The following is a 12,680-nucleotide window of genomic DNA, read 5'->3' as shown; positions in this document are numbered from 1 at the left end:
AAAGGATATAAGAGCGGATATACGACAGAAATACAGGAAATAAAATGTGCTTTGATACGATCTTCTCTTCTTACATACACAGGACGAGCTTCAAAATCTGTTTTCATGATCCTGAAATTTTCTTCAATCTCCCATCGCTGTTTATTGATATTTATGATCTCACGGATATCACTTTCCAGATTTGTGATCACAGCATAAAATCCATCATACATTTCTTCTTTTTTGATCTGTTCCAGATCGATATCATATACTTTTTTCTCTGCGATCTCGCCATCCGGTGTTTCAATGATCTTTTTTGCACGTTCGATCTGACGGGAACGGATCTTTCGCTGATAAGCTTTATATTTTGGAGAATAAGTGATGATCAGATTTTCATCCATGTTTCCAGTGACAACAGGGATTTCTTTATAGTAGATGGAATTGAACACATCTTCTTCTTTCTTCATTTTTTTCAAAGAATGGGTAATGATATATGCCCGGTTTCCCAGCGTGTTAAATCGACGATTGTTGGAACTTTCGAGTCCGGCATCAGAACAGAAGATGAACTCACTGTAATCAAAATCCTGCAGGATTTATAAAGCCTGCAAAGTGTTTTTAATTTATTCAACTGTCAAACTCCCGAGAAACATTCGTCATAATACACAAAAAAGTTTGTGAAATTGGAATAAATGACGAAAATAGAAAAAACAATGGACAAATAAAAAGTTACTTGATATTATAATGACAGTAAGTTTGTTATTACGTAATGGTAAGCAAGACTGTTTATGACATAGGAAGAGAAGTATGTCTTAAGCAGTCTTTTTTATGTCATAGGAAATTCCGATGGAATCCCCTATGATATGAAAAAGCTCTCCGGGCAGGATCGCACTGCGGCGGAAGGGTAATATGTCGCAGAAGCGACCCGCCGCAGGCGGAGAATCCTGTAAAGCAGGATTCTTTCTTGTACATTTATAGAGATACAAAAAATGATGAAAAACTTAGATAAAATTAGAGGAGAGGATGAACGTGAAAATAATCAGAGTTCTGAATACAAATGCTGTGGTCAGTGTAGATTCACAAGGAATGGAATTGATCATGACAGGTCCGGGAATTGGATTTAAAAAAAGAAAAGGTGAAAATATTGATCAGTCTCTGGTAGATAAGACATATCATCTAGAGAATAAAGAAGAAAGCAAGAGACTACAGGAAGTAGTAAAAGAGATTTCGGAAGAATACCTTGGAATTGCGGATCGTGTAGTAAAAGAGGCAAAAAAAGAAAAATTAGAAATAAGAGATTCCTTATATGTGACACTGACGGATCATATCAATTCAGCAGTCGCTCGTTATCGAGAAGGAATCGCATTAAAGAATATGATGAAAATCGATATTCGTAAGTTTTATCCAAAGGAATATCAGGTTGGTATGCATGCGATTGAATGGATTAAAGAACAGACAGGAGAGGATTTGGGAGATGATGAAGCTGCATTTATTGCAATGCATATCGTGTCTGCAGAATTAAATGCACAGAATATAACCGATGTGAATCAGATTACAGAGTTGATCAATACAGTCTTACAGATTGTAAGGATTCATTTTAAGATAGATTTAAATGAAGAATCTATTTCCTATGAGAGATTTTTAACACATTTAAAGTTTTTTGCGGCAAGAGTCTTTGACCATATGGAATATGAAGATACGATGCAAGAAATTTATAAAGTGATGGTAGAACAGAATGAAAATGCTTTTTCAGGAGTAAAAAAAATTGCAGAATATATTAAAAAGCAATATAACTATAAATTAACAATTGATGAACAATTATATTTATTAATTCATATCAAACGAATTTTAGATGAACAAACAAAATAATCATAGGTTTGTTATTATTAAGTTAAGCAAGACCTGACGATAGATGAAATAACCCCGGGAATTATTTTATCTATTGTCAGGTCTTTGTTATATAAAGAAAGATGAAAATTTTTAAATCCAGAAAAAAAGGAGGAAAACAAAATGGATTATGAAAATACAGCAAAAAAGATCCTTCAAAGAGTTGGAGGAAAAGATAATGTCATCAATCTGGTACATTGTATGACAAGACTTCGTTTCACATTAAAAGATGAATCCATCGTTGATGATGAAGCAGTAAAGAAAACAAAAGGTGTTATGGGAATCATGAAAAAGGGCGGACAATATCAGATCATTATTGGAAATGATGTTGGAAACGTATTTAACGAATTAAATAAACTTGGGAATTTTTCTAATGAAGTAAAAGAAGTACCAGCAAAATCGAATGAAAAGAAAAATATCTTTACAATGCTGATGGATACGATTTCAGGTATCATGGCACCTGTTATTCCAGCAATCATTGGTGCAGCTATGATCAAAGTATTGCTTACATTACTTCCTATGATCGGTGTGTTAAGCACAAATGGGCAAACATATCAGTTATTAAGTGTTATAGGAGATGGTGCGTTTTTCTTCATGCCAGTACTGATTGCAATTTCAGCATCCAAAAAGTTTGGAACAAATATGTATTATGCAGCAAGTATTGCACTGATCATGTTACATCCAAACTTGATTACACTGATGAATACAGCACATGATGCGGGACAGACTGTGAAATTTTTGAAATATATTCCGGTAACTTATGCATCCTATTCTTATTCGGTTATCCCAATCATTTTGGCAGTATATTCTCTAAGATATGTAGAACGTTTTGTAGATAAAATCACGCCAGTTGTCACAAAGAACTTCTTAAAACCAATGTTAGTTGTTTTAATTGAAGCACCGATCGCATTGATCGTTCTTGGACCTTTAGGAGCTATTTGCGGTAATGGATTATCAACAGTAGTTTATGCAATTCATGATAAATTAGGATTTATTGCCATTGGTCTTGTGGCTGGCGTTTATCCATTCGTTGTTATGGCAGGTATGCATCATGCATTTACACCGATTAAATTAGGGATGATCGCAACAACAGGATATGAGAACTTTATCTGTATCGGAGAATTATGTTCTAATATGGCACAGGGTGCAGCCTCTCTTGCAGTTGCACTTCGAAGCAAAAACAAAGACTTTAAACAGGTCGCAGGATCTTCTGCGTTTTCAGCATTATTTGCTGGTATCACAGAACCTGCACTTTATGGTGTAACACTTCGTTTAAAACGACCAATGTTAGGAGCATGTATTGGTGGTGCTGTTGGTGGATTAGTCGGTGGATTTTTCCAAATGAAATGTTTTGGAATTGCAACACCAGCAATCGTAACGATTGTTCAGTATGTAGAAAAAGGAAAACCACAGACATTATTATTTGCAGCACTCACAATTTTGGTCACAGTAGTTGTTACATTTGTTGCAACACTGATTATTGGCTTTGAAGATATTGTAGATGAAGATGATGATTTAGATTTTGTAGAAGAATCTAATGCACAGTTATTAGATAATGAGATCAGCATTACAAGTCCAGTTGAAGGGAAAGTGATTCCTTTAACAGAAGTGAAAGATCCAACATTTGCGCAAGAAATCTTAGGAAAAGGAGCAGCGATCATTCCTGAAAAAGGAGTTGTCTATGCACCATTTGACGGAAAAGTAGATGCTGTTTTTGAAACAGGACATGCATTAGGATTAGTAAGTGAAGATGGAGTAGAACTTTTGGTACATGTAGGAATCGATACAGTAAATTTAAAAGGAAAATATTTTACTCCAAAGAAAAAATCTGGAGATACAATGAAAAAAGGGGATATCTTACTAGAATTTGATATTGACAAGATTAAAGCAAATGGATACGATGTAACAACACCGATCATTATTTCCAATACAGAACAATTTGCAAAAGTCAAAGCATGTGAAGATAAAGTAGTAACAAAGGAAAGTAAATTATTAAGTGTACAGTAGCAGAAAGGAAGCGTAACATTTATGGAAGAAATGAAAGTTACAAAATTTCCAGAAGGATTTTTGTGGGGAAGTGCTTCAGCTGCCTATCAGATTGAAGGTGGCTGGAGAGAAGATGGAAAAGGGATCACAAACTGGGATCAATTTGTAAGGATTCCAGGAAAAACATATAAAGCGACAACTGGAGATGTTGCAGTTGACCATTATCATCGCTACAAAGAAGATATCGCGTTGATGGCGGAAATGGGATTAAAAACTTATCGTTTTTCTGTTTCATGGGCAAGAATCTATCCGGAAGGAAGAGGAGAGGTCAATCCCAAAGGAATTGAGTTTTATGAAAATATTATTGATGAATGTTTAAAATATGGGATTGAACCAATGGTGACAATTTACCATTGGGATCTTCCTCAGGCATTAGTGGATCTCTATGGAGGATGGGAATCTGAGGAGATCATTGAGGATTATGTAAATTATGCTAAGACTTTATTTAAGGCATATGGAAGTAAGGTAAAATACTGGATTACATTTAATGAACAAAATATTTTTACATCACTTGGATGGCTGACAGCACAGCATCCTCCAGGAAAGTTTGACGATCAGAAAACATTTTATCAAGTGAACCATCACGTCTTTATGGCACATGCAAAGGCTGTTTTGGCATATCGCGAGATGGGCGGAACAGGAAAGATTGGTGCAAGCTTTGCTTATACACCATCTTATGCACTTGATTGTAAACCTGAAAATGTTATGTCAAAACATGATTATGATGAACTGAAGAATTTCTGGTGGATGGATGTTTATGCATATGGAAGATATCCCAAAGCAGCCATGAATTATTTAAGAAAAAAAGGATTTGCACCAGTTGTCACAAAAGACGATCAGAAAATTTTAAAGGCAGCAGCGGCAGAGATTGATTTTATGGGAGTTAATTATTATCAAAGTTGTGTATGCGAGTATAATCCGATGGATGGAGTAACACCATATGGTACAATGAATACAACAGGAGTGAAAGGTTCTGCGCAGGTACTTGGAGTTCCTGGAATTTATAAAAATCCAGCCAATCCATATTTGATGACAACAGACTGGGATTGGAGTATTGATCCAGTTGGGCTTCGTTATTGTTGTCGTGAGATCACAAGTCGTTATGATCTGCCAATCATCATTTCGGAAAATGGACTTGGAGCATTTGATAAGAAGACGGAAGATCATAAGATTCATGATGAATATCGAATTGATTATCTAAGAGAACATTTAAAAGAATTAGGAAAAGCCATCGAGGAAGGCTGTGAAGTGCTTGCATATTGTACATGGTCTTTTACAGATTTGTTAAGCTGGCTGAATGGATATCAAAAACGATATGGATTTGTGTATGTAGATCGCGAAGAAGAAGAGGGCGCTACATTAGATCGATATAAGAAAGATAGTTTTTATTGGTATCAAGATGTGATCAAACAGGATGGAGAGAATCTGTTTAACATAATAAATAACTAAGACTTCCCATTTTAGGTATGGAAAGTCTTAGTAAATAATTAGAAATTTTGGATAAAGAAAAAAACAAGCAGCAAAAAACAGACTATAAAAAGAAAATGTTAGAAAGCCATAAAAAGATTGATGCTGTCGCTGAGGCAATTGATAAGGTTGCTGATCACAAATAAAAAAGAAAACATTCTTAAAAAACTGAATAATTTTGATATAAAAATGAAATCCTAGGATCTTTTCAGTGAAAAGACTCTGGGATTTTTATATATTGTATACAAAAAATAAAACACAAAAATCGTTAAAATAAGACAAAAATAACAGTGTAAATTGTATCGAAAATCATGTAAATGTGCAGTTTTTATAATGAAAAACGATAAAAATGAAAAAAATTATGTAAAATACACAAAAAAGTTTTGCAAAATCTGAAATATGTGGTACAATAAGTTCAATGACATATGAATGTGACATAACTTAATTTTAGGAGGTATAGACATGTCAACAAAATGGGTTTATAAATTTAGCGAAGGAAATGCAGATATGCGCAACCTTCTTGGTGGAAAAGGCGCAAACTTAGCAGAAATGACAGGATTGAATCTGCCAATCCCTCAGGGCTTTACCGTGACAACAGAAGCCTGCACCAATTATTATGAATGTGGAGGAAAAATCAGTGACGAAGTGGCAGATCAGATTTATGATGCCATGAAAGCACTGGAAGAGATCCAGGGAAAGAAGTTCGGAGACCTGGAAGATCCTCTTTTAGTGTCTGTTCGTTCTGGGGCCCGTGTCTCCATGCCGGGTATGATGGATACCATCCTGAATTTAGGTCTGAATGATGTAGCTGTTGAAGGATTTGCAAAGAAAACAGGAAACCCTAGATTTGCTTATGATTCTTACCGTCGTTTCATTCAGATGTTTGCGGACGTTGTAAAAGAAGTGGACAAAGCAAAATTCGAAGAAGTACTGGATGATATTAAAGAAGAAAACGGAGTACAGTACGACACGGAATTAACTGCGGATGACTTAAAAGAAGTTATCAAACGTTATAAGAGAATTTATAAAAAAGCATTGAACGAAGATTTCCCACAGGATCCAAAAGATCAGTTATTTGAAGCAATCAAAGCAGTATTCCGTTCATGGGATAATCCTCGTGCAATTTACTATCGTCGAATGAATGATATCCCTGGTGACTGGGGAACAGCGGTTAATGTACAGACGATGGTATTTGGAAACATGGGAGATACTTCTGGAACTGGTGTAGCGTTTACAAGAAACCCATCGACTGGTGAAAAACAGATTTATGGAGAATATCTGATCAATGCACAGGGTGAAGACGTTGTAGCAGGTGTTCGTACACCACAGCCAATCACAAAATTGGCAGAAGATTTACCAGAATGCTACAAACAGTTTATGGATATCGCACATACACTGGAAGAGCATTATCGTGACATGCAAGACATGGAATTTACCATTCAGGAAGGAAAACTTTATTTCTTACAGACAAGAAATGGTAAAAGAACAGCACCAGCGGCTCTTCGTATCGCATGTGAATTAGTAGATGAAGGAAAGATTTCAAAAGAAGAAGCGGTATCAAGAATTGATGCAAAAGCACTTGATCAGCTGCTCCATCCAAACTTTGATGATTCAGCCTTAAAAGCAGCAGTTCCGATTGGAGAAGCGCTTCCTGCATCTCCTGGAGCAGCAGCAGGTAAAGTTTACTTTGATGCTGAAATGGCAAAATTGCATCATGAAGCAGGATTAAAGGTTATTCTTGTTCGTCTGGAGACATCTCCGGAAGATATCGAAGGAATGCATGCAGCAGAAGGTATCTTAACAGCACGTGGTGGTATGACATCTCACGCAGCCGTTGTAGCTCGTGGAATGGGAACAGCATGTGTAGCTGGATGCGGAGATATCAAATTCGCAGAAGATGGAAAATCATTTACTTTAGGTGGAAAGACAATCAAGGAAGGAGATTATATTTCTCTGGATGGTTCTACTGGTAAGATTTATCTTGGAGAGATTCGTACCGTACCTGCAAGCATTAGCGGAAACTTCGATCGTATTATGAAATGGGCCGATGAAATTCGTACATTACAGGTAAGAACTAATGCAGATACACCTGCGGATGCATTAAATGCAGTAAAATTTGGAGCAGAAGGTATTGGACTTTGCCGTACAGAGCATATGTTCTTTGATGCAGAAAGAATTCCAAAGATTCGTCGTATGATTCTTTCTACAACAAAAGAAGCAAGAGAAATTGCATTAAATCAGCTGATTCCTTATCAGAAGAAAGATTTTAAAGATTTATATGAGGTTATGGAAGGAAAACCGGTTACAATCCGTTTCTTAGATCCACCTCTTCATGAATTCCTTCCAAATACACTGGAAGAAATCCAGGCTTTAGCAAAAGATATGGGGGTTACGGTAGAAGAAATTAACATGAGACGTGCGGCTCTTCATGAATTCAATCCAATGATGGGTCATCGTGGATGCCGTCTTGCGGTAACCTATCCTGAAATTGCGAAGATGCAGACAAGAGCCGTAATGGAAGCAGCGATTGAAGTAAAACAGGAAAAAGGATATGATATTGTTCCTGAAATCATGATTCCATTAGTAGGAGAAAAGAAAGAGCTTGCATTTGTAAAAGAAGTTGTTGTAAAAACTGCAGAAAAAGTAAAAGCATATTATGAATCTGATATCCAGTATAAAGTTGGTACAATGATTGAGATTCCTCGTGCTGCATTGCTTGCAGATGAAATTGCAGAAGAAGCAGAATTCTTCTCCTTTGGAACGAATGACTTAACACAGATGACCTTTGGATTCTCTCGTGATGATGCAGGTAAATTCCTGGAATCTTATTATGAAAATAAAATTTATGAATCTGATCCATTTGCAAAATTAGATCAGAAAGGTGTTGGACAGCTTGTCGAAATGGCAGCAAAGAAAGGAAAACAAACTCGTCCAGATATCCATCTTGGAATCTGTGGAGAACATGGTGGAGATCCATCTTCCGTAGAATTCTGCTATAGAGCTGGATTAGACTATGTATCATGCTCACCATTCCGTGTGCCAATTGCAAGACTGGCAGCAGCACAGGCAGTTATTAAAGATAAAGAAGCATAAAAAATTCTTAAAAGAAGGCGGCAGTACTTATCGAGGAAGATGGGTATCTGCCGTCTTTATCATATTGAAAAAAGGAGAATGAGAAATGGAAAAACAAGTATTAGACGAAGTGATAAAGAAAACAAACGAATTGATTGCGGCTCCTTCTTGTAGTCAGGAGGCAAAAGATGCAGCAAATGCATGGCTGCAGGCGGTTGGTACAGACAAGGAAGCAGAAGAAACAAAACGTTATATTGCAGAACTTGAGGAAGATATTATGCCAATTGATGGATTGATTGGATTTGCAAAGTCTGAGGCAGGTGTGAAAGTTTTTGGAAAAGAAAAGGTAAAAGAAGTTCTGGCTCATGCAGAAGAAATCAAAGCAGCAGGAGCAAAATATTGCGATTGTCCTGCATGTGCGGCGGTAGAAGCAATTCTTTCGAAGATAAAATAAAGGATTGTTTGACAAAATGCATAGAGAATGATAATATGATGCAAAGAAAGGCAGTGAGGCTCGAAAGGGTTCTCACTGCCTTTTTTTGTTAAAAGAATACAGAAAATAAGTTGGGAGGAAATCGATCATGCGTCTGACACCAAAAGAACAGGAGAAGCTGATGCTTCACATGGCCGGTAATCTGGCAAAGGAACGAATGCAGCGGGGACTTAAATTAAATTATACAGAGTCTATGGCCTATATCAGTTCAGAATTGATGGAAATGGCAAGAGATGGAAAAGAAGTAACGGAATTGATGCAGCTTGGTACAAAGTTATTGACAAAAGAAGATGTTATGGAAGGTGTTTCGGATATGATTACACAGGTGCAGGTAGAAGCAACCTTTCCGGATGGAACAAAATTAGTAACGGTACATCATCCGATTCAGTAAGGAGGATACGAATGAAAGTTGGAGAAATCATGCCAATGGAACGTGAAATTACGTTAAATGAAGGAAAACCTGTAATAACAGTCATGGTGGCAAATATCGGGGACAGACCAGTGCAAGTTGGATCACATTTTCATTTTTTTGAAGTGAATCGATGTCTGAAATTTGAACGTGAAAAAGCATATGGTTATCATCTGGATATCCCGTCTGGAACATCGGTACGTTTTGAACCGGGAGAGGAAAAAGAAGTACAGCTTACGGCAATTGGAGGTACAAGAAGAATTTTTGGATTAAATGATCTAACTTGTGCACAGGCATCAGAGGCAACAAAAGAAACAGCTATTAAAAATGCAAAATTAAGGGGATTTCTTTTGGAAGAAACAAAAAAATGACAAGCAGACGGAGGAAGAAACATGAGTATAAAAATATCAGGAGAGAAGTATGCTATGATGTATGGCCCGACAACGGGTGATAAGGTTCGTCTGGCAGATACACAACTTATCATTGAAGTAGAAAAAGACTACACAACCTATGGGGATGAGAGCAAATTTGGCGGTGGAAAAACATTGCGTGATGGAATGGGGCAGTCAGTAACAACGACAAGTGCAGACGGAGATCTAGATCTTGTAATTACGAATGCACTGATCGTTGATTATACCGGTATTTATAAAGCAGATATCGGAATTAAAAATGGAGTCATTCAGGGAATTGGAAAGGCAGGAAATCCTGCAATTATGGATGGAGTGACTCCTGGAATGACAGTGGGGGCTTCAACAGAAGCCCTGGCGGGAGAAAATTTGATTGTAACAGCAGGTGGTTTGGATACGCATATTCATTTTATTTCGCCGCAACAAATTGACTGTGCGTTGTATAGTGGAATTACGACGATGATCGGTGGGGGAACGGGTCCGGCCGATGGAACGAATGCAACAACTTGTACCCCTGGGCCATGGAATATAGAACGAATGCTTCGAGCTGCAGAAGAATACCCAATGAATCTTGGATTTCTCGGGAAAGGCAATTGTTCGGATGAAAAAGCACTAGTAGAGCAAATAAAAGCTGGAGCTATGGGATTAAAATTACATGAAGATTGGGGCTGTACACCGGCAGCAATCGATCATTGCTTAAATGCAGCAGATGATTATGATGTTCAAGTGGCAATTCATACGGATACTTTAAATGAAGGTGGATGTGTGGAAGACACGTTAGCGGCGATTGCAGGACGTACCATTCATACATATCATACAGAAGGTGCAGGAGGAGGACATGCGCCGGACATTATCCGTGCAGCAGCGGCTCCTAATGTTCTTCCTTCTTCTACCAATCCAACGATGCCATTTACCATTAATACGTTGGATGAACACTTAGATATGTTAATGGTATGCCATCATCTAGATAAGCGAATACCAGAAGATGTTGCATTTGCAGACTCTAGAATTCGTCCGGAGACAATTGCAGCAGAAGATGTTTTGCATGATATGGGAGTCTTTAGTATGATGAGTTCAGATTCTCAGGCAATGGGGCGTGTTGGAGAAGTCATCACAAGAACATGGCAAACTGCAAGTAAAATGAAGGAAGAACGTGGACCACTTCCAGAAGATCAAGGACATGAAAATGATAACTTTCGTGTAAAACGATACATTTCGAAATATACGATTAACCCGGCAATTACACATGGAGTGGATCAGTATGTAGGCTCTGTTGAAAAGGGGAAAATGGCAGATTTAGTTCTTTGGAATCCTGCATTTTTTGGTGTAAAACCAGATATTATCATCAAAGGTGGTATGATCATTGCTGCTAAAATGGGAGATGCGAATGCTTCGATTCCAACTTGTGAGCCAGTATTGTATCGTCCAATGTTTGCAGCACATGGAAAAGCAAAGTATGATTCCTGCATAACTTTTGTATCAAAAGAAGCAATAAAAGAAGGAGTGAAAGAACGGTATCATTTAGAAAAAATGGTAGTTCCAGTGTCTGGATGTCGTAATATTGGAAAAAAAGATATGAAATTTAATGATAAAACACCAGAAATCACGGTAAATCCAGAAACCTATGAAGTCTGTGTAGATGGAGAACATATAACATCAAAACCAGCGAAAAAGCTTCCATTAACGCAGCTATACCATCTGTTTTAAAATGGATGAAAGGAGAAAAATTTATGCTATGTGAAAAGATTGAAGGAAGATTGGATGAAATAGAGGTATCTGGAAAAACAATTGAGTATGTAGATATTGAATGGCATGAAGCATTTAAGAAAATTCATAGAAAAAAAACCGATGCTGGAAGAGAAATTGGAATTCGTCTGGGTGATTCTATTTTGACCAGAGGATTATATGAAGGAGATGTCTTATATAAAGATGATGATTTAATCATTGCCGTTCATACGCCAGCATGTGAAATTATTAAGATCACAATCGATCCAAACCATGCTTTTATGGTTGCAAAAACCTGTTATGAAATCGGAAATCGTCATGCTCCATTATTTTATGGAGAAGATGCGTATTCTTTTATTACTCCATATAATGAGCCAATGCTTCAAATGCTTCAAAAACTACATGGAGTAACTGTAAAAAAAGAAATAGAAACATTAAATTTTGATAAAAGAATTTCTGCAACTGTACATCATCATCAGCATTAAGAAAAAAGGAAAGAACTATGGAGAAACAAAAAGGTTATTTTTTTCTGCTTCAAATAAATGATTCTCTGTTTCCAATTGGTGCTTATTCTCATTCTTATGGTTTAGAAACTTATATTCAGAAAGACTTGGTTCATGATACAAAAACCGCGCAGGAATATATCAAAAAAAAGTTAGGATATAATTTCCTTTATACAGATCTTCTTGCGGCCAGAATGGCATATGAGGCATCGATAGAACAATCACTGGATAGGATGGACTGGCTGGAAGAAGTGATAGAAGCTTCTAAAATTCCAATGGAGATCAGAGAAGCCTCCAAAAAACTTGGAAATCGTTTAGTAAAAACATTGTTACATATGCAGATTCATGATATTTCTTCCTTTTTTGAACAGTATCTTGCAAGGAGAAAAGGAAAAACAACTGCTCATCCATGTGTGTATGGTGTTATTTGTGCATGTGCAGGAATCGAAAAAGAGCAAGCACTCGCAAATTATTTGTATGCACAAGCTTCAGCAATGGTAACAACATGTGTAAAAACGATTCCGTTAAGTCAGTCAGATGGACAGAGAATATTATATTCTTTGGATACGTTTTTTGAAGAAATCTTACAGCAAGTACAACAGGCAGGAGAAGAAATGTTATGCTTATCAACACCAGGATTTGATCTTCGATGTATTCAACATGAACATTTATATTCAAGGCTTTATATGTCCTAA

The 12,680-nt window shown here is 36.9% G+C and carries 10 protein-coding genes and 1 pseudogene; 10 read left to right on the top strand and 1 reads right to left on the bottom strand.

Features of this window, described 5'->3' with window-relative positions; genetic code table 11:
- Positions 1–8 precede the first annotated feature (8 nt).
- Positions 9–572: pseudogene (locus KQI71_RS12970) on the bottom strand (IS1634 family transposase); the annotation flags it as partial.
- 427 nt (positions 573–999) lie between these two features.
- Here KQI71_RS12970 and licT point away from each other — a divergent pair.
- From licT to KQI71_RS06425, 10 genes are all read left to right on the top strand, one after another.
- The gene (gene licT, locus KQI71_RS06470) at positions 1,000–1,845 is read left to right on the top strand and encodes a BglG family transcription antiterminator LicT (protein ID WP_216435102.1); all 846 of its coding nucleotides are present in this window, start codon (positions 1,000–1,002) and stop codon (positions 1,843–1,845) included.
- Between the two features lie 141 nt (positions 1,846–1,986).
- Positions 1,987–3,870, top strand: a complete 1,884-nt coding sequence (locus KQI71_RS06465) for a beta-glucoside-specific PTS transporter subunit IIABC (RefSeq protein ID WP_216435101.1) — start codon at positions 1,987–1,989, stop codon at positions 3,868–3,870.
- Between the two features lie 21 nt (positions 3,871–3,891).
- Entirely contained in the window at positions 3,892–5,358 is a 1,467-nt protein-coding gene (locus KQI71_RS06460) for a glycoside hydrolase family 1 protein (RefSeq protein ID WP_117944895.1), read from the top strand.
- 480 nt (positions 5,359–5,838) lie between these two features.
- Positions 5,839–8,469 (top strand): pyruvate, phosphate dikinase, encoded by a 2,631-nt coding sequence (gene ppdK / locus KQI71_RS06455; protein WP_216435100.1) that lies wholly within the window; start codon positions 5,839–5,841, stop codon positions 8,467–8,469.
- A gap of 85 nt (positions 8,470–8,554) precedes the next feature.
- A complete protein-coding gene (locus KQI71_RS06450) occupies positions 8,555–8,902 on the top strand; it encodes a molecular chaperone Hsp90 (protein ID WP_216435099.1) in 348 nt (115 codons plus the stop codon).
- A 127-nt stretch (positions 8,903–9,029) separates the two neighbouring features.
- Positions 9,030–9,332: an urease subunit gamma gene (ureA, locus tag KQI71_RS06445; protein ID WP_216435098.1), complete on the top strand. Its 303-nt coding sequence runs from the start codon at positions 9,030–9,032 to the stop codon at positions 9,330–9,332.
- An 11-nt stretch (positions 9,333–9,343) separates the two neighbouring features.
- Positions 9,344–9,721: an urease subunit beta gene (ureB, locus tag KQI71_RS06440; protein ID WP_216435097.1), complete on the top strand. Its 378-nt coding sequence runs from the start codon at positions 9,344–9,346 to the stop codon at positions 9,719–9,721.
- 21 nt (positions 9,722–9,742) lie between these two features.
- The gene (gene ureB / locus KQI71_RS06435) at positions 9,743–11,464 is read left to right on the top strand and encodes an urease subunit beta (protein ID WP_216435096.1); all 1,722 of its coding nucleotides are present in this window, start codon (positions 9,743–9,745) and stop codon (positions 11,462–11,464) included.
- 23 nt (positions 11,465–11,487) lie between these two features.
- Entirely contained in the window at positions 11,488–11,967 is a 480-nt protein-coding gene (locus KQI71_RS06430) for an urease accessory protein UreE (RefSeq protein WP_216435095.1), read from the top strand.
- A 17-nt stretch (positions 11,968–11,984) separates the two neighbouring features.
- Positions 11,985–12,680: an urease accessory protein UreF gene (locus KQI71_RS06425; protein WP_216435094.1), complete on the top strand. Its 696-nt coding sequence runs from the start codon at positions 11,985–11,987 to the stop codon at positions 12,678–12,680.

Source organism: Anaerostipes sp. MSJ-23, from assembly GCF_018918155.1.
In the GTDB taxonomy this organism is placed as follows: domain Bacteria; phylum Bacillota; class Clostridia; order Lachnospirales; family Lachnospiraceae; genus Anaerostipes.
Note: the sequence above shows the minus strand (reverse complement) of the source record. Positions and strands in the feature narration are given on the sequence as shown.